The 18,776-nt window shown below is 62.4% G+C and carries 17 protein-coding genes; 11 read left to right on the top strand and 6 right to left on the bottom strand.

Annotated features, from left to right (window positions below; translation table 11 throughout):
* Both AAFP29_RS05630 and AAFP29_RS05625 read right to left on the bottom strand, forming a co-directional pair.
* Entirely contained in the window at positions 1-834 is an 834-nt protein-coding gene (locus AAFP29_RS05630; RefSeq protein WP_419216365.1) for a sulfurtransferase, read from the bottom strand.
* Positions 835-1,132: 298 nt separating this feature from the next.
* Positions 1,133-2,065: a DUF2993 domain-containing protein gene (locus AAFP29_RS05625; protein ID WP_419216364.1), complete on the bottom strand. Its 933-nt coding sequence runs from the start codon at positions 2,063-2,065 to the stop codon at positions 1,133-1,135.
* Between the two features lie 118 nt (positions 2,066-2,183).
* Here AAFP29_RS05625 and AAFP29_RS05620 point away from each other — a divergent pair, with 118 nt between their 5' ends.
* The 6 genes from AAFP29_RS05620 to pstB all read left to right on the top strand — a co-directional run bounded on the left by AAFP29_RS05620 (position 2,184) and on the right by pstB (position 8,031).
* The gene (locus AAFP29_RS05620) at positions 2,184-2,933 is read left to right on the top strand and encodes a winged helix-turn-helix transcriptional regulator (protein WP_419216363.1); all 750 of its coding nucleotides are present in this window, start codon (positions 2,184-2,186) and stop codon (positions 2,931-2,933) included.
* The gene (gene mshD, locus AAFP29_RS05615) at positions 2,930-3,871 is read left to right on the top strand and encodes a mycothiol synthase (protein ID WP_419216362.1); all 942 of its coding nucleotides are present in this window, start codon (positions 2,930-2,932) and stop codon (positions 3,869-3,871) included. The genes AAFP29_RS05620 and mshD overlap by 4 nt, the downstream gene beginning before the upstream one ends.
* A 171-nt stretch (positions 3,872-4,042) precedes the next feature.
* On the top strand, positions 4,043-5,107 hold the full coding sequence (pstS, locus tag AAFP29_RS05610) for a phosphate ABC transporter substrate-binding protein PstS (protein WP_419216361.1): 1,065 nt from the start codon (positions 4,043-4,045) through the stop codon (positions 5,105-5,107).
* 157 nt (positions 5,108-5,264) lie between these two features.
* Positions 5,265-6,305, top strand: coding sequence for a phosphate ABC transporter permease subunit PstC (gene pstC / locus AAFP29_RS05605; RefSeq protein ID WP_419216360.1), 1,041 nt, complete (start codon positions 5,265-5,267; stop codon positions 6,303-6,305).
* Position 6,306: 1 nt separating this feature from the next.
* The gene (gene pstA, locus AAFP29_RS05600; RefSeq protein WP_419216359.1) at positions 6,307-7,206 is read left to right on the top strand and encodes a phosphate ABC transporter permease PstA; all 900 of its coding nucleotides are present in this window, start codon (positions 6,307-6,309) and stop codon (positions 7,204-7,206) included.
* Positions 7,207-7,254: 48 nt separating this feature from the next.
* Positions 7,255-8,031: a phosphate ABC transporter ATP-binding protein PstB gene (gene pstB, locus AAFP29_RS05595; protein ID WP_419216358.1), complete on the top strand. Its 777-nt coding sequence runs from the start codon at positions 7,255-7,257 to the stop codon at positions 8,029-8,031.
* A gap of 96 nt (positions 8,032-8,127) precedes the next feature.
* Here the strand turns inward: pstB and phoU are convergent, their stop codons facing one another.
* From phoU to dusB, 3 genes are all read right to left on the bottom strand, one after another.
* Complete coding sequence (phoU, locus tag AAFP29_RS05590) at positions 8,128-8,793, bottom strand: phosphate signaling complex protein PhoU (protein ID WP_419216357.1); 666 nt, start codon at positions 8,791-8,793, stop codon at positions 8,128-8,130.
* An 82-nt stretch (positions 8,794-8,875) separates the two neighbouring features.
* Positions 8,876-10,930 (bottom strand): LCP family protein, encoded by a 2,055-nt coding sequence (locus AAFP29_RS05585; protein ID WP_419216356.1) that lies wholly within the window; start codon positions 10,928-10,930, stop codon positions 8,876-8,878.
* Positions 10,931-11,070: 140 nt separating this feature from the next.
* Positions 11,071-12,228 (bottom strand): tRNA dihydrouridine synthase DusB, encoded by a 1,158-nt coding sequence (gene dusB, locus AAFP29_RS05580; protein ID WP_419217213.1) that lies wholly within the window; start codon positions 12,226-12,228, stop codon positions 11,071-11,073.
* Between the two features lie 78 nt (positions 12,229-12,306).
* Here dusB and AAFP29_RS05575 point away from each other — a divergent pair, with 78 nt between their 5' ends.
* From AAFP29_RS05575 to AAFP29_RS05555, 5 genes are all read left to right on the top strand, one after another.
* Positions 12,307-13,065 (top strand): PaaX family transcriptional regulator C-terminal domain-containing protein, encoded by a 759-nt coding sequence (locus AAFP29_RS05575; protein WP_419216355.1) that lies wholly within the window; start codon positions 12,307-12,309, stop codon positions 13,063-13,065.
* 110 nt (positions 13,066-13,175) lie between these two features.
* The gene (locus tag AAFP29_RS05570) at positions 13,176-14,819 is read left to right on the top strand and encodes an acyl-CoA dehydrogenase family protein (RefSeq protein ID WP_419216354.1); all 1,644 of its coding nucleotides are present in this window, start codon (positions 13,176-13,178) and stop codon (positions 14,817-14,819) included.
* Between the two features lie 34 nt (positions 14,820-14,853).
* Positions 14,854-15,873, top strand: coding sequence for a crotonase/enoyl-CoA hydratase family protein (locus tag AAFP29_RS05565; RefSeq protein ID WP_419216353.1), 1,020 nt, complete (start codon positions 14,854-14,856; stop codon positions 15,871-15,873).
* Positions 15,874-15,958: 85 nt separating this feature from the next.
* A complete protein-coding gene (locus AAFP29_RS05560) occupies positions 15,959-16,174 on the top strand; it encodes a hypothetical protein (protein WP_419216351.1) in 216 nt (71 codons plus the stop codon).
* A complete protein-coding gene (locus tag AAFP29_RS05555; RefSeq protein ID WP_419216350.1) occupies positions 16,171-17,382 on the top strand; it encodes a hypothetical protein in 1,212 nt (403 codons plus the stop codon). Before AAFP29_RS05560 ends, AAFP29_RS05555 begins: the two co-directional genes overlap by 4 nt.
* Here AAFP29_RS05555 and AAFP29_RS05550 read toward each other — a convergent pair whose 3' ends face one another.
* Positions 17,383-18,219: an SDR family oxidoreductase gene (locus AAFP29_RS05550; RefSeq protein ID WP_419216349.1), complete on the bottom strand. Its 837-nt coding sequence runs from the start codon at positions 18,217-18,219 to the stop codon at positions 17,383-17,385.
* Between the last annotated feature and the right edge of the window lie 557 nt (positions 18,220-18,776).

The raw sequence follows: 18,776 nt of genomic DNA, 5'->3' as shown, positions 1-18,776 counted from the left end.
TTATTCTCCCAACTCAATCGGCACGCCGATCAGCGAACCGTATTCGGTCCAGCTGCCGTCGTAGTTCTTGACGTTCTGGTGACCGAGGATCTCCTGCAGTACGAACCAAGTGTGGCTCGAGCGCTCGCCGATGCGGCAGTACGCGATGGTCTCCTTGGAGCCATCCAGGCCGGCTTCCTGGTAGAGCTCGGTGAGCTCTTCGTCGCTGCGGAAGGTGCCGTCCTCGTTGGCTGCCTTGCTCCACGGCACATTGATGGCGCCGGTGATGTGGCCGGGACGCTGGCTTTGCTCCTGGGGGAGGTGCGCCGGCGCGAGGATCTTGCCGGAGAACTCGTCAGGGCTACGCACGTCGACGAGATTCTTGGTGCCGATAGCCTCGACGACCTCGTCGCGGAATGCGCGGATGCTGTTGTCAGCTGCGCCGGCCTTGTATTCGGTTGCCGGCCGGGTGACGGCGTCGCTCGAGAGCGGACGGCCATCGAGTTCCCACTTCTTGCGGCCGCCGTCGATCAGCTTGACGTCGTTGTGTCCGTACAGCTTGAAGTACCAGTACGCGTAGGCGGCGAACCAGTTGTTGTTTCCGCCGTAGAGGACCACGGTGTCGTCGTTGGCGATACCGCGCTCGGAAAGCAGCTTGCCGAACTGGTCGGCGTCGACGAAGTCGCGGCGAACCGGGTCCTGCAGGTCGGTCTTCCAGTCGAGCTTGATCGCGCCGGCGATATGCCCGCCGTCGTAGGCCGAGGTGTCTTCGTCGACCTCGACGAAGACGGTCTTGTCGGCATTGAGGTTCTGCTCAGCCCAATCAGTGCTGACCAGGACGTCGGAACGTGCCATGATGGCTCCCTTTCGAAATGTGTTTCGGTTGATTCAGCTTTAGGGGGACAGATGGGAAACATCGAATCTTGATTCGATAGATGGGTTCTCATCCGGGGGAGTGATGGACGGCGCGCACACAGGACGTGCGAAACCAGTCAGGAATACTTGTGCGTTACCGCCATCAACGATGGTCGCGGTAGCAGCGACCGTCGTTTACCGACAGCAACAGTTGGCGACACGACAGAAGTCGATGGCGCGGCGGCGGGTGAGCATGAACTCACTGCACGGTTGCATGGCTGAAAGGATACAACAGCTCTCAGAACTGATCCACGCGGACTCGACGGTCCGTTGCGGCACCGGAAACCACCACGTCACTGCCCGCACTGTGCGCCGACGTCGGGACTAGGCCCCAGGGCAACGAGGGCATCGGCACCGCGCGACTGAACCGGTCCAAGATCGCCTGTCGAAACTGCGCGGGGATCTCGGCGGAGGCGTGTTCCTCGGGACCGTCGTAGAAATCCGTCGCCGTGATGATCAATGCATTGCCGCGCACCGCAAGGTCGGCGGAAACGCTTACCCGGATCTTGTCGCCGCGATAACTCGACGCCGACGGCGGGACCGGGGACACAGCACCGGGCGGCAGGGCCACGGTGCCGGTGAGTAACACGCCCGAGGTTCGTTCGAGTAGCCCATCGCCCGGCCCGCCGCCGCCAGCCTTGTCTTCCGGGGCGGGTGTGTTGACCGAAAGGTCGGTGATGTCGAGCAGCCGGCCGAGGTTGACCGAATCGAGTTTCGCGTAACCGGTGACGGCACGGAAAAATAGATCGCTGGTAGGTGCGATCGTCCACCCGTTATCAGTCCGGATATCGGTCGCCGCGATACCCAATTCGGCCCAGCATTGTGTTGTCGCGCACGCCCGAGAACCAGAACGCGGCAACGCCACGCCACGGGCGGTAATTGTGAGAGACGAAAATTCGCCACTATTCGCGTGGCTAATGAATGGGATGCCGCCGAGTGTCACCTCGGGTGTGAAGGTTAGGCGCGACGACGTTCGTAGCGAGTCTGACAGGCGGTTTTCGCTGCGTGCGGCCAGTGCGGTGTCGGTGAGAAAAGCGGCGCCGACGGCGACGAGCGCTACTACGAGGACGATCACGATCGCCCTGCGTAGAAGCGGAGGAGCCGATCGGGGGGATTCATCCGCTTCGTCCGACGCGGGAATGGCCGGTGGGTTGGCTGCGGTGAACGACATCAGGGCTATTCTGTCATTTATCGCGCTGCGTGAAACCGCCGAGTCAACGTCGACTCAATTGATGCGTTGATGATGACTCAGGCCCCCCCGCGGGCCGCTACTTCAGATCGGAGTGGGAGTGGACCTCGTAATTCTAACGGGCGAAGCCAATGCCGACGCCGTGCTGCCCTCGCTCTCCCTATTGGCTCATAGTGCGCGTGTCGCACCGGCCGAAGTGTCGTCGTTGATGGCTACCGGCAGTGCTGAGGCTGTCGTCGTTGATGCGCGCACTGATCTCGCCGCCGCGCGTGGGTTATGCCGCCTACTCGGCAGTACTGGGTCGATACCGGTTGTCGCGGTGCTGACCGAGGGCGGGCTCGTCGCGGTCAACGCGGACTGGGATCTCGACGATTTTCTCCTCACGACCACCGGCCCAGCCGAACTCGACGCCCGACTGCGTCTCCTCGCGGTTCGAGCCCGCGGTGGCGAACTGGTTGAGTCGGGTTCGACGATCGCCCTTGGCGAACTCGTCATCGACGAAGACACCTATACCGCCCGACTACGCGGTAAGCCGATGGACCTGACGTACAAGGAATTCGAACTGCTGAAGTACTTGGCGCAGAACGCCGGTCGCGTCTTCACCCGTGCGCAGCTGCTGCAGGAGGTGTGGGGTTACGACTTCTTCGGTGGCACCCGCACCGTCGACGTTCACGTCCGCCGATTGCGTGCGAAACTCGGCGGCGATCACGAATCGCTCATCGGTACTGTGCGTAACGTTGGGTACAAAGCGGTGCGCCCGTCGAGCCGATCACGAGCATCTGACGATGAATCTGATTCTGCTGCAATCGATTCCGGTGACTTCGAGCTGTTGGAGGAGGCGGTCGAATGACCGACGTTGCCCGCTTGTCAACGTTGACAGCGGATCAGCGGCACGATGTCGCGCAGATTCTCGACGCGGCCTTGGCCGAAGACGGCGTCGCGGCGTTGTCGGAGCAGGCGGTATTGGCGGTCGCACATTCGAGTCCGGAGGTCGAGCATTTTGTTGCCGGCGCCGGGAGCGGAGCGAGCGGGCCGAATATTGCCGGCGCCGGGAGCGGAGCGAGCGGTTACGGCAACGTGTTGCCCGGTCGCGAAGGTGAGAATCCGACCGGAGAGTTGGTGGTTGCACCTGCGCATCGTCGTACCGGCGTCGGCACCGCCGTACTCACCGCGGTTCTCGATGCCTATCCGAACGTCCGGTTGTGGGCGCACGGAAACCCGACCGGTGCGCAAGGTTTGGCGGCTTCGGTCGGAGTGTCTTCGCAACGGGTTCTGCTGCAGCTTCGGCGCGCTCTCGGCGGCGGGTCGGATGCGACCGGTAGCGAGTTACCCGCACTCCCGTCGCGGAATGACATTATTCTGCGGACCTACGCCGGTGCCGAGGACGACGCCGAGATCTTACGAGTCAACAACGCGGCCTTTGACTGGCATCCTGAGCAGGGCGGCTGGACTCTGGACGACATCGCTGCCCGGACCGGCTCGGACTGGTTCGACGAGGCCGGTCTGTTTCTCGCTTTCGATGCGAACGAACCGCGTCGACTCCTTGGTTTCCACTGGACCAAGATTCACGGTCCGCAATTGGGCGAGGTGTACATCGTCGGCGTCGATCCGTCGGCTCAGGGCCGTGGGTTGGGGCGATATCTGACCCTGGCGGGCTTGCGCTATCTGGACCCATTGGTTGCCGAGTGCAACCTATACGTCGAAGGTGACAACACCGCTGCCCTGCACACCTATGAGCGACTTGGATTTGCGCAGTATGCGATCGATGTCGCATATGGCCGCGCATAGTCGCAGCATTTGATTCGCAACGGCAACGAAATCGGACATTTTGCCCCTGTCTGACCTTGTCAGTTAACCGTGTGTTCACCTTGCCGCGTCCGACCGTCCACTACGGACCCATAGCGTCGCTGATCGACAGACTCCAGTGGTTGGAGTATCAAGCGAAAGGCAAGTCTGACGGTGAATATCAAGCGCAAAAGCATCCGCGCGGGTGCAGCAGTTGCAGGTGTCGCGGCGATCATGGCCGTCGCGGCCTGTGGTGGCTCGGATTCCGAACAGACCATCACCGGCGAGGGCTCGACCGCCCAGCAGAAGGCGTTGGAGCATTTCAGTCAGGTTCTGACCGACGAGGGCGGTTCGGTCCTCGACTACACCGGCAGCGGCTCGGGCGACGGTATCAAGAAGTTCCTGGCGAGCGACGTCGACTTCGCGGGTTCGGATTCGCCACTCAAGGGCGACGAGGTCACCAAGGCCAAGGAGCGGTGCGCCGGAAACGACGCATGGCATATCCCGCTGGTCGCGGGCCCGGTTGCCATCGCCTACAACCTCGACGGTATTGAAAACCTGAAGCTCAACCCGACCGTGCTCGCCGGCATCTTCGACTCCAAGATCACCACCTGGAATGACCCGGCCATCGCCGCGTTGAACCCAGGCGCAAAACTGCCATCGACCAAGATCGTGCCGGTCCACCGCAGCGACAGCTCGGGCACCACCGACAACTTCCAGAAGTTCCTGCAGAATGCGGCGCCGCAGGCGTGGCCGTATGAGCACAGCAAGGAATTCAAGGGCAAGGGTGGCTCGGCCGCCGCCAAGTCGACCGGCGTCGGCGACACCGTGAAGAAGACCGCGGGCTCGGTCACCTACGTCGAGTGGGGTTTCGCCACCGAGAACAAGCTCGGCGTTGCCGACATCGACTTCGGTGCGGGTGCGGTCAAGCTCGACGCGACGTCGGCCGGTAAGGCGCTGGACGCGGTCACCTTCAAGACCCCGGGCAGCAAGGACCTCGTCGTCGACTCCGACAAGCTGTTCGCCTCCAAGGTCGCTGGTGCCTACCCGCTGCTGCTGACCACCTACGAGGTGGTGTGCAGCAAGGGTTACTCGAACGCGGATACCGGTGCGGCGCTCAAGAGTGCCTTCACCACCATCCTCGACAAGGGACAGGAAGGGCTCAAGGACATCGGCTACGTGCCGCTGCCCGACGCCTACAAGTCGACACTGCGCGGTACCGTCGACGCGCTTTCGTGAGCTCGTCAGTATGACCACCGCGACCGCGGGGCCGCAGCGTTTGCGGTCCCGCGGGCGCACTTGACACACTTGGGGAAGGCTGCGGGAACTAAAGTCAGCGTGAGCTGGCGCGGGTCCCAATCGAATCATGACCAGAGCCGAATCCGTAGAAGGACGTATGACCTCACTGAGTAAGAGCCAGGGGGACAACGCCGCCGACGCCAGCGTCGAGCCCGGCACGACGCCGCCTCCACCATCGGGTGGTGCGCCGACGGACCTGGCGGGTTCCGCGCGCGGCCGGTTGGGCGATGCCATCTTCCGCAGGCTGGCGGTGGGGTCGGGACTCCTCGTATCGATCGTCATCGCGCTGATCGCACTGTTCCTCGTGGTGCAGGCGACCCCGGCGCTCCTCGACAACGAGGCGAATTTCTTTACCTACCAAGGTGATTGGGTAGTTGACGGCGGAAGCTTGCAGTTCGGCATTCCGAAGTTGTTCTACGCGACGGCGATCGTCGCGATCATCGCGCTACTCATCGCCATGCCCATCGCACTGGGTATCTCGATCTTCCTCACCGAATACGCGCCCAAACGGGTCGTCGGTCCGGTCACCTACCTCGTCGACCTCCTCGCGGCGGTGCCATCGATCGTCTACGGACTCTGGGGCATCCTGGTTCTCGGTCCCGCGCTGGTGCCGGTCAACACCTGGCTGGTGAACAATCTCGGCTGGCTTCCGTTCTTCAAGACGCCCGAGGCCAATGTCACCAATATGTCCACCGGCGGCACTCTGCTGACCGCCGGAATCGTGTTGGCGGTGATGATCCTGCCGATTATCACCGCGGTCACTCGCGAGGTCTTCATCCAGACCCCGGTGGCGCACCGGGAGGCCGCGCTGGCTCTCGGCGGCACCAAATGGGAGGTCGTGCGGATGGCAGTGCTGCCGTTCGGCTTCTCCGGGTATATCAGTGGATCGATGCTCGGCCTCGGTCGCGCGCTGGGCGAGACGATGGCACTGTTCCTGATCATCTCGAACACCGGCCCCATCGACTTCAACCTGATGGAAAGCGGCGAGACTTTCGCGACGAAGATCGCGAACAACGCCGCCGAATTCGATTCGCCAACCAAGACCGGCGCATTTATTTCGGCCGGTCTTACCTTGTTTGTGCTGACGTTCATCGTCAACGCCGCCGCGCGGTCCGTCGTCGGCAGGAAGCAGAACTGATATGACGACCCTCGATATCTCCGGCACCGGCCCGGTGAAAACACGTCCGTCGGGCTTCCAACCGATCAGCGGGCGACGCAAGATAGTCGACCGGGGTGCGCACGTCGCGGTGATCGTCGCCGTCGTCATCGCGATCATTCCGCTGCTGTGGCTCATCGGCACCCTGGTTTACAACGGCATCGAGCCGCTACTCGACCCCGACTGGTGGGTGAGTTCGGAACGGTACGGTGGCGCGCTGAACGCCGTCATCGGCACCTTGATGCAGACGGCGCTGGCCGCGCTCATCTCGGTTCCGCTAGGCATTTTCGTCGCCATTTACCTAGTGGAATACAGCGACGGTAAATCCGTGCTGGCGCGGATCACCACCTTCATGGTGGACATCCTGTCCGGTGTGCCGTCGATCGTCGCCGCACTATTCGTCTACGCGGTGTGGCGCACGACCCTGGGGCTGCCCCGGATGGGCTTCCTAGTCGCGATTGCCCTTGTGCTGCTTATGGTTCCGCTAGTGGTTCGGTCCACCGAGGAGATGCTGAAGATCGTTCCGCAGGATCTGCGGGAGGCGTCTTACGCACTCGGCGTGCCCAAGTGGAAGACCATCTCGCGGATCGTTCTGCCGACCGCGCTCTCGGGCATCGTCACCGGCGTGATGCTGGCCATCTCCCGGGTCATGGGGGAGTCCGCTCCGGTGCTCATCCTCGTCGGCTCAACCAAGGCGATGAACTGGAATCCATTCGACGGAAATCAGGAATCGCTGCCGCTGATGATGGTGCAGCAATACAACAACGGTCCCGGCGCCTTCGACAAGGTGTGGGGCGCGGCGCTGACTCTGGTCATCCTCGTCGCCATCGTGTACTTCGGCGCCAAATGGGTGGCGAAGATCTTCGCACCCAAGACATCCTGATCGCCCCGCTCGCGTACCCATCGCACGAACTCTGCAAGGACTTAACTCATGGCCAAGCGCCTCGACATCAAAGACCTCAACGTCTACTACGGAAAATTCCACGCGGTCAAGGAAGTGACCCTGGAGGTTCCGCCACGCAGCATCACCGCGTTCATCGGGCCGTCGGGCTGCGGTAAGTCGACGGTGTTGCGCACTCTCAATCGCATGCACGAAGTGACTCCCGGCGCTTACGCGACCGGCAAGGTGCTGCTCGACGGTGAGGACATCTACGGTAAGGACGTCGATCCGGTCAGTGTCCGCACCACCATCGGGATGGTCTTCCAGCGGCCAAACCCGTTTCCCACCATGTCAATTCGCGACAATGTGGTGGCCGGGCTGAAGTTACAGGGTGTGCGTAGCCGTTCGACGCTCGACGATGTCGCCGAGCGGAGCCTGCGCGGGGCTAACCTGTGGAACGAAGTGAAGGACCGCCTCGACAAGCCCGGCGGTGGTCTATCCGGCGGTCAGCAGCAGCGACTGTGCATCGCCCGCGCTATCGCGGTCTCACCGGACGTTCTACTGATGGATGAGCCATGTTCGGCGCTCGACCCGATCTCGACCCTGGCCATCGAAGATCTGATGGGTGAACTCAAGAAGGAGTACACCATCGTGATTGTCACGCACAATATGCAGCAGGCAGCACGTGTCAGCGATCAGACCGCATTCTTCAACCTGGAGGACGTCGGGCTGCCGGGCCAGCTGGTGGAGATCAACGACACCGAGGTGATGTTCTCCAATCCGCTCAAGAAGGAGACCGAGGACTACATCTCGGGTCGCTTCGGATAGGCCCCGCCTGCGCATACTCTGCACAAGCAATCATCCCCGACACCGAGTATTGGTGTCGGGGATGATCTATGTCGCAGGGATTGTGTGTGGGAAGGGTTAGGCGCCGGCCTCGGCCAGCTGTTCTGGGGTCTTGCCAGTCGCCTGGAATACCACTCGCCGCCCGATGAGGACGGCGTGATCGGCGAAGCGCTCGTAGTAGCGGCCCAGCAGGGTTACGTCGACAGCAGCCGCGACGCCATGCGTCCATTCGCGGTCCATCAACACGGTGAACAGGTGGCGATGCAGATCGTCCATCGCATCGTCGTCTTCTTGTAGCGCGAGAGCGTCCTGGGAGCTCTGCGAGTTGAGCACTTCACGCGCGTTGCGCGCTAATTGCACCGCGAGCCGGCCCATTTCGGCGAAGTAGCCGTTTACTTCCTCGGGAAGCGCCTTGGCCGGGTGGCGGCGTCGGGCCACCTTGGCGACATGTAGCGCGAGGGCGCCCATGCGGTCGACGTCGGCGACGATCTGAAATCCGCTCACGATCGAGCGCAGGTCGCCGGCCACCGGAGCCTGCAGCGCCAGCAGTGCGAACGACTGTTCCTCTGCCCGCACGGACAGTTCAGTCATTCGGTCATGATCGGTGATGACCTGCTCGGCAACCGACAAATCGGCCTGCAGAAGTGCTTGTGTAGCGCTGGCCATCGCTTGACCGGCCAATTCACACATCTCACCTAGGACAGCATTGAGAGCAACCATCTGCTCCTGATACGCAGTTCGCATGTATCTACAATACGTTCTCCTCCCGACAGATGGCGTCGCCGAGGCATGAACGGGGTATGAAGCCGACCTGAATACCGGTCGCCTATTCGCAGGTGGTGTCGCTAGCGTTGGTAACGGCCAGGTCGTTGGGCAGTTCGCTGGTACTCGAATTCGGCGGCAATTGAGTCACACTGATCGCGCTACCGGCGCTCGGAGTGGAACCCAACGAGCCAGCGTAATCACTACCGAGGATTACTTCGACACCCGAGCGGACTGTGCGATCCGGCTGGATCGATGCTCCGGGGAACATCTTCGCCAGCGTCGCCGCGGCATCCTGTTCGCCCGCACCGTACCGGACAACCGTCTTTTTCTGCTGCTCGGAGGCATCGGCGACGCCGCGTACGTCGAAGCCCAACGGTGTCAACTGCTCGGACACATCGGTGGCCAGGCCGGTTTTACCGGTGCCGTTGAGCACCCGCACGCCGACATTGCCCGGCGACATCGCTGTTGCCGACACCTTGCTGGTTTTGGGCGACGCCGCGGCGGTCGTCGGACCTGACGATGGCGTCGAACTGTCCGCCGACGATTCCTGCTGTTTCTTCTTCTCGCCGGGCAGCGGCTGATCGTCGATGATCGCGTTGAAGATGTTGTTGACGTCCTCGGTACGCGGGATCTCGTTGTTCTGGCCATCGGTCGACGTCCCGGATGTCGGGATGGTCAGGAAGGTCACCCGGCCGGCCTCGATGCCCTGCATCGATTGGGCCAGGTCGAGTAGCGATTGGGTATTCACGCCGTCCACATAGCTGTTTTCGATGAACGTGTTCACAATGCCGTTGAGTCGGCCCGGGTTGGTAAGTACGTTCCCAGACAGCGTCGAGCGCAGCAGGGACGACATGAACAACTGCTGACGTTTGATGCGACCGTAGTCGCCGTTGCCCTCGGTCGAGATGGTCCTGGCCCGTACGTAGCGCAGCGCGGTGCGACCACTGAGCTTCTGTTTGCCGGCCTTGCGGAGAACTGTGCCGATCTCGTAGTCGTAGAGCGGGGTCGTCGAGCAGACCTCGACACCGCCGACCTGGTCGACGATCTTGCGGAAACCACTGAAATCCATGCCGATGAAGTGGTTGATATTCAGGCCGCTCATCTGTGTCAGGAGCTTGACCAGGCACTCCGGTCCGCCCTCGGCATAGACAGAGTTGAGTTTGACGTCGTCGGCGCCGGAGGTCACTTCGCCGTACTGGCCGGTGTTGTTATCCCACGAGCGGCAGTCCGGGCGGCTGACCTGAAGATCTCGCGGGAACGACACCGCGACGACACGGCTCCGGTTGGCCGGCACGTTGACCAGGATGACGGTATCCGAGCGGGCACCTTCGACGTCGCTGGTGGTTCCGGCGCCCACCTTGGCATTCTTACCGGTTCGTGTGTCGGTGCCGACGATCAGATAGTTCTCGTCGCCGTATTGCGCATCCTTGTTGCGAATGTTCTTGTCATGCGGGTTCACCGCGAGCACGGTATTCCACTTGCCGTCAAAGGACCGTTGGGAATTCCAGATGTAACCGGCACCACCGAGTGCGACGATGCATACGATAGCGACCAGGATTCGGCCGGCGATAGTCGCGTCACGGCGGAACATCTCACGTCGGGTGCGCGTCGGCCTGCGCCGGGCGCGGGGTCTGAGCTTCGCGGGGTCGGGCAGCGTCGGTGTCGGCTCGAGTGGCGGAATATGGCTTTGGCCGCGGGACTCGGCGATGACGCGCGCAGCGGTCGCGGCGTCGGAGAGGTCTACCGGTGTGCCTGCGCCGACGGTCGGGATCTTGGTGGTGACGTCGTTGGACACCGGCCCGGCGTCGTAGGCGGGGCGTTCGGCTCGCCGAGGTTCGGCGGGAACTCGGGGGAGTTGGCCGGTCGCATCCATTTGCGCCATCAACTCGCGTACCGTCACTCGGTTGCGATTGCGGACGTAACGGTCGCGGTTGCGGGGTTCACGTAGGCGGTCTGACTCGTCGGCGCGGGGGACACGATTCGACGAACTACGCGGTGTGGCGGGGTTACGCTCGGGATCTCGCTGCGAGCTGCTGTCTGCCCGGCGGCTGCCGGAGCGCCGAGAAGGCTGAGACGGCTGCACCGGCTCGTCTGAGCCCGACGGCGTGTCAGTCAACGTTGCTCCTCATAAGTCTCAATCCCTCGGTGGCCGGTGCGCACCACTGAGCACCGCGACAGTTCGCAGCGGTTGGCTCATATTAATCGGTGGACCTGAGAATTCGACTCAGGCAAACGCGTGAACGACCGCGTCGGGGACTATCCGCCACTGTGCATAACGTCTGCACCCGCCGGGACGGTGGCGTCCTCGGGGTCATCGAGCCAACCGTGTGGAAGCGCGACCTTTCCGGGTGATCCCTGTCGTCCGCGAGGTCCGGTCGCGTCGTCGGGAAACGGAATATCGGGGTCGAGCTGGGCGATGAGTCCGTTCAGCTCGGTCAGCGTCGACACCGATGCGAAGGCGCGTCGCAGATCAGATCCGACCGGGAATCCCATCAGGTACCAAGTCATGTGTTTGCGCAGGTCACGCAGCCCTCGATCTTCGCCGTGGTGCTCGGCGAGCAGCAGTGCATGGCGAGCCAGAATGGTTCCGACCTCGCCGAGGGTCGGTGGCGTCGGAAGTTCTTCGCCCCTCAGTGCCGCCGATAGTTCGGCGAACAGCCACGGGCGGCCAAGACACCCGCGCCCGACGACGACGCCGTCGCAACCGGTTTGCGCCATCATCGCGACCGCATCGGACGCGGCGAAAATGTCGCCGTTGCCGAAAACTGGGATGGTGGTCACAGCTTCTTTCAACCGCGCGATAGCGGACCAATCCGCAGTACCCGAATAGCGTTGAGACGCGGTCCGGGCATGCAGGGCCACCGCGGCGGCACCGTTGTCCTCGGCGATACGGCCGGTGTCGAGATAGGTCAGGTGGTCGTCGTCGATGCCGATCCGGAACTTGAAGGTCACCGGCACTCCGGCCGGCTCGGCCGCCGATACCATTGCCCGCACTATCTGGCCGAACAGTCCACGTTTATAGGGCAGGGCGGCACCCCCGCCGAGTCGAGTGACCTTGGGGACCGGGCAACCCAGGTTGAGGTCGATGTGGTCGGCGAGTCCTTCCCCGACGATGATGCGGACCGCTTCGCCAAGGGTGGCCGGATCGACTCCGTAAAGCTGCATCGACCTGGGCGATTCGTCGTCGTCGAAGGACATCATGTGCAGAGTTTTGTCATTGCGTTCGACGACGGCACGCGCGGTGATCATCTCGCAGACGTAGATGGCGTCGCGGCTCCCGTATTCGCGGCAGAGACGTCGGAACGCGCGGTTGGTGACGCCTGCCATCGGGGCGAGCACCACGGGCGGATCAACGGGATAGGGCCCGATCCGCGCGCTGGTACGAGGAGATACAGAAGTGCTCACGACCACCATCGTCCCACTTGGGACCATCGGCAGGAAAATCCTCGGCGGGACGGGCAGGCGCTTTGGCGGTGCCAATACGATGATGTGATGAGTTCTCATCCGTTGCGTCCGGTGAAGATGACGGCACGCTCGGCGATTCTCAGCGCATTACTCGGCACGCATCCGGCGCAGGCTCGCGCACAGCAGATCGTTGCTATTGCCGATGCGCTCGGCCTGCGGGAATCGGCCGCTCGGGTTGCGTTGACGCGGATGGTGTCGACCGGAGACCTGGTCCGCGTAGACGGTATTTACACGCTTTCGCCGCGGCTGCTCGCGAGGCAGCAGCGGCAGGATCGTGCGATGGAAGTGCCGGTGGGGCGGTGGTCGGGTAAATGGCGAATAGCGATAGCACCTGACGCCCCGCCGTCTGGCGTCGGCGGGGCGCCGCTGCCGGATGTTTTCGGGTTCATGAAATTCGCTGAAGTTCGCGACGGGGTGTGGATGCGTCCGGATAATCACGATGCGCTGTCGATCGACGTCGAGGGACGGGTGTCGTTGTTCTCGGCAGTTCCGCAGGAACCGTCGATTGAGTTGTCCGACAGGCTATTCGAGCCCGCTCGCTGGGCGGCCGACACCGAGTTGATGCTCGCCGAGTACCGCGATGCGGTCGGGGTGGCGGACCGGTTCGAGGTGGCAGCCACCATCGTTCGGCATATCCTTGACGACCCATTGCTACCGCCCGAATTGCTGCCCGACGACTGGCCGGGCGATCGACTCCGGCAGGTCTACCGGGACTTTCGGACCGATTTCATCGAGTTTGTGAATGGTGTGATCGAAGCTAGCGGTGGAACTTCTATTACTCATTAGTTATATTTTGCTTGATATGTGTAATAGATGCACGTACGTTCATAGGGTCGGCGAACCGCGGACGCGGTTGCCCAGCGCATACCCGCTGCCACTGTGAAGGGAACAAAGACATGGCGACGACACATACGGTGCTCAATCAGGTTCCGCCATTGATTGACTACGACGCCGCGCAGCAGCCGACGATCACCGAGGCGGTGCATCGGGCGGGTGCCGAACACGCGCTGGAGGAACTTCACGAGATCGGCGCACTAGCGGGTTCGGCGCACGCGCAGGAGCTTTCCGACCGCGCCGAAGCCCATCCGCCACAGCTGACCACCCATGATCGGTACGGAAACCGAATCGACGAGGTGGTCTACGACCCGAGCTATCACGAGTTGATGAGTCATGCGGTGCGATTCGGCCTGCATGCCGCGCCGTGGGCAGATCCCCGGCCCAATCCTCATCTGGTGCGAGCGGCCAAGATGAGCGTGTGGTCGACGACCGACGCCGGTCACGCCTGCCCGATTTCGATGACCTACGCCGTCGTGCCCGCGCTACGCGCGAATCCGGAATTCGCCGCGACCTACGAGCCCCTGCTCGTCAGCGGTGAATACGACCCGGGCCTACGCATCCCGACCACCAAACGCGGTCTCATCGCAGGTATGTCGATGACCGAGAAGCAGGGCGGCTCCGACGTGCGGGCCAACACCACCACAGCCGTTCCGGCCGCCGACGGCAGCTATCGGATCACCGGACACAAGTGGTTCACGTCGGCCCCGATGTCAGATGTATTCCTAGTGCTGGCCCAGGCGCCGGGCGGGCTCTCGTGTTTCTTCGTTCCCCGGGTCCTGCCCGACGGCACCCGCAATACCTTTGCGCTGCAACGGTTGAAGGACAAACTGGGTAATCGCTCGAACGCGAGCAGCGAGGTCGAATACGACGACACCGTTGGCTGGCTCGTCGGTGAGGAAGGGCGCGGGGTGCCGACCATCGTCGAGATGGTGAACCTCACCCGGTTGGACTGCACACTCGGCTCGGCATCGAGTATGCGTGCTGGGACCACTGCGGCGACACATCATGCGACTTATCGTCGGGCGTTCGGTGCGGCACTGGTCGATCAGCCGTTGATGCGCAACGTGCTCGCCGACCTCGCCGTAGAAGCGGAGGCTGCCACGACGGTCGCGTTGTGGCTGGCTGAGTTGACCGATCAGGCTGTCGCGGGTGACGAGCGAGCGAGGGCGCTACGACGTATCGCACTCGCGGTAAGCAAGTACTACGTCTGCAAACGCGCTCCCATACACGCTGCGGAATCGCTGGAGTGCTTCGGCGGCAACGGATATGTCGAAGAATCCCGGATGCCGCGGCTCTATCGCGAGGCGCCGCTCATGTCGATCTGGGAGGGGTCGGGCAACGTAGCCGCGCTTGATGTCCTGCGGGCCATCGGCAAACAGCCGCAGTCGCTCGAGGTCTTCCTCGACGAGGTGAATAGGGCGGCTGGCGCGGACCGGCATCTCGACGCCGCGTTGGGCCGATTGGCCGCCAGCTTCACCGATCTCGGTGACCTCGGCGCGGTCCAGCACAACGCGCGTCGGCTCGTCGCCGATATGGCCCAGGTATTGCAGGGTTCGTTGCTGGTGCGATTCGGGAATCCGGCGGTCGCCGATGCGTTCTCGGTGAGCAGGCTCGGTGGTGATCACGGCGACGTCTTCGGCACGCTGCCGGTCGGCGTCGACACTGCCGCAATCATCGAGCGTGCGACCACGAAAATTGGCTGATACCAACTCTATTGGCGTTAGAACGGAGAATGCCTTGACTGACGACGATGGCAATCGGGCGGCCGCCTGGTATGAAGGCCTGGCCGAACAATCGGATTCCCCGTTCGCCGATCGCGAGTCGCCCGATATTGAAATCAGTTACCGGACACTGACATACGAGGTGACCGACCGGGTCGCCCGCATCACTTTTAACCGCCCGCGGGCAGGCAATGCCATCACCGCGGACACTCCGATCGAATTGGCCGCAGCGGTTGAGCGAGCCGATCTGGATCCGCGAGTCCACGTGATGTTGGTGTCGGGGCGTGGCAAGGGATTCTGCGGCGGCTACGACTTGTCGATCTTCGCCGAGAACGGTGGCGATCCCAATCGCGGCGTCGACCCGACGACCGGCAGCGTGCTGGATCCGGTTGTGCAGGCACGTAATCACAATCCACGGGATACCTGGGATCCGATGGTCGACTACGCGATGATGAGCCGTTTCAATCGCGGTTTCGCCAGCCTGCTCTACGCGAATAAGCCGACTGTTGCCAAGCTGCACGGATTCGCTGTCGCAGGCGGTACCGACATCGCGTTGTACGCGGATCAGATCATCTGTGCCGATGACACGAAGATCGGCTATCCGCCGACGCGCGTGTGGGGTATCCCGGCTGCCGGAATGTGGGCGCATCGCCTCGGCGATCAGCGTGCGAAGAGACTGTTGCTGACCGGTGACTGCATCAGTGGCAAACAGGCTGCCGAGTGGGGACTCGCGGTGGAATCCGCACCCACCGACGAGTTGGACGCGCGCGCCGAGGCGTTGGTCGGGAGAATCGCTCGCATGCCGATCAATCAACTGATTATGGCCAAACTGTCTCTCAACAGCGCACTTCTCAATCAGGGCGTGGCGAATTCCGGGATGATCAGCGCCGTCTTCGATGGTATCGCTCGGCACACTCGCGAGGGATACGCCTTCCAGACCCGTGCTGCGACGGTCGGTTTCCGGGAGGCGGTGCGCGAACGAGACGAGCCGTATGGCGACTATCGGCGTGCCCAATTCACCAGACCCGCCGACTGAACTCCTACCGCGCACCGCTGAAACGTGTTACAAATCACCCTGATCTATTTGTGAGTTACGTGAGCAAATTTTCAGGAGGAGTCGCATGTCGGCCGCCGCGAAGTCATTGTCCACAACGGTGAACGCATCGTTGCCCGCGGAGTTCGCGGATTTGTCCGAGGATGATCTCGCGAGACTCGACTCCCTATTGCAGGACGCCATCGCCGTACGGGCCGCGTCAATGGACCGAGCGATCAAAGGCTCGCTTAAACACGCGCCGAGATTGGCGCGCCCGGCGATCCGCAAGGTGTTGGGTCTGTGAGCGCCGCTGACCTCGAACATGCCGCCGAGATAACCAAACTCGCACGCGTGCTTGGTACCGACGAAGCTGAACTGGCTTGTCTGGCTGACGTTTCACCATCGGCGATCCGGGAGTTCCGATGCGCCGCCAGTGATCGACTGTTCGCCAGTGACGGTGACAAACTGAAACGGATCGCGTCGGCCGCCAAACTAGTGCCGGTGGCGGTCGCGGGAAAGGCGGCCGCGCTGGCTTTCGGTCCGTTGCTCACTGCCGGTGTGGCAGGGTCGGTGGAACCGGCGCGCGGCATCGCCATCGCGAACACGTTGCCGGTGAAATTTCTCGCCAAGACCGCGATTGAGCTCGACCCCCGACGCTGCGGGCCCATTTTGTCCGAGCTTCCGCCAAAACTCGCCGGCAGGGTGGCCGCGCACCTGGTGGAGGTCGGCGAGCACATCACGCTTGGCCGGTTCGTAGGTGCGATCTCCGATCCAGCTCTACGGGCAGCGGCAGCTGAGATCAGCGATGCGGATCTGCTCCGCGTCGCGTGTCTACTCGAGGATCGCGGCGCGATCGACAATGTTTTCGACGTCATATCCGACCGGCTGTCCGGCGTGCTGGCCGCGGCCGGCGAGGAAGGATTGTGGCCTGAAGCTCTCGGCTTGCTGTATGCGATCAACGACGAACACCGTGCGATTATGGGAAACCTTGCGGCTCAGTTGGATCCAGAGGTACTGGGTTCCTTGGTCGACGTAGCGCACGAGACTCAAGCCTGGTCGACCCTGCTTCCTGTCACGAGAGTGATGAACATCGAGTCGTTGCGAATATTCGCAACGAATCCCGCTGTGCAACAACAGGATACAATCTCGGCAGTGATGGATGAAGCCCTCGCCGAAGGTATGTGGCTGGACCTGCTGCCGCTGGCGGGCGAGCTACCCGAACAATCGCGCAGCTACCTGGCCGGCCGGATCGCGGACCTCGGCCCCGACGTTCTCGACGACCTGGTGCGACAGACCGACGACGCGGCTCAATGGCGCTCGCTGCTACCGCTCGTCGGAGTGATGGGACCCGATGAGGTCGGCACACTGCTCAAGTTGCCGGTCCTCGCCGACGCCGAGGTGATGACAAACGCGTTGGACGCCGCCTCGTCCGGTGAGGGGCTCCCAACCGAGATCTTCGATCTCGTGGTCGCGCACGGCGAAGCGGTCGGGGCCCAGTTCAGCGCCGTATGATCAGTACAGATAGTCTTCGCCGCTGGCGCGAATGGTCACATCGCTGATACTGATTCCCCAGGGCTGGTTGATCACGTGCACCACGGCATCTGCCAGATCTTCCGGGGTAATGAGCCAGTACCGGACCGAATCGACGTCGGTGAGTTCGGTTGGCAGGTCGCCGGCCATCATCGCGCCGACATGGTCGCGATAGGACGCCGCGCGCTGCCCGACGATTCCGTTGATCGCCTTACCATTAACGATCTGACTGGCCAGGTTGGTGCCGCTGACCCCAGTTGGTTTTACGGTCGTGACCTTGATCTTTCCCTTGGTCTCGATGCGCAGCGAATCGGAGAGGGCGGTGACCGCGGCTTTGGTGGCGCTGTAGACGCCGGCACCTTCGATGCCCGCGTTGCCGTAGATCGAGGAAATATTGACGATCTGTCCGCGACCTTGTTCGATCATCTGGTCGTAGACCGCCGAGATTCCGTTGACCACGCCCTTGAGATTGATATCAATCGCCTTGTGCCACTTATCAATTGCTCGCTCGTGATCGGCGAAGTAGGCGAGCGGCATGATGCCGGCGTTGTTGACCAGAACGTCGACGCCGCCGTAGGTACGCACCGCCAGTTCAACCGCGGACTGCAGCTGGGCAAGTTCGGTGACGTCGGCGACCGCGTGAATCGCTTGATGGCCCTGTTCGCGGATGGCTGTGCTGACAGCTTCTAGTCCGGCGGAGTCAATGTCGAGCGCGACGACCCGTGCGCCATCGGCGGCACACTTGCTGGCGATCACCTTGCCGAAACCGTTGGCTGCCCCGGTGATCACGATGACCTTGTCCTGCAGATAGCCAGGCATTTCTTTACCTCGAATACTTCGGGAAACATGTGTAGTCAGATAGTAGGCCGTCGCCGCTCGATAGTTGCCGGAGGCCGGTGTGGCGCACGTCACGGCCGCTGCGTTGGGCGCCGTTCGGAGTGACGGCTCCGGAGTTGATCCACTGACCTGCGCAGATACGGTACGAACTCGGAGCGACGTGCGGATTTGTTGGATCGCGAGATGTTGCGTAAGTTATTGCGAGTCAGAGCGACACGGCGCCGGCCGGGACAGCCCGTAAGGGTCTGGACAGGCTACGGAGATCGACTGCCTCTGACCATCCCAAGTACTTCACTCTTTCCGGGAGCTTTGCGGCTCCGGATGAATGACGTGCGACCTTACTGAGAACCAAACCCGGGTTTGCGCCCGAGATACGGTTCTGTTAGGCTGGGAGAGTTGCTCCGGAGACGGGGTGGCTGGTTTGTTTTTGAGCATTGTTTGCTGGTGAGAGGCCCTGTTGTGGGGTTGGGTAGCTGGTGGGTGTGTGTTCTTTGAGAACTCGATAGTGTGTGATGGATTGTTTGATGCCAATTTTTTTT

It is taken from the genome of Gordonia sp. CPCC 205333 (assembly GCF_048537885.1).
Lineage (GTDB): Bacteria > Actinomycetota > Actinomycetes > Mycobacteriales > Mycobacteriaceae > Gordonia.
The sequence above is the reverse complement of the archived record's forward strand: the minus strand, read 5'-3'. Positions and strand labels throughout refer to the sequence as shown.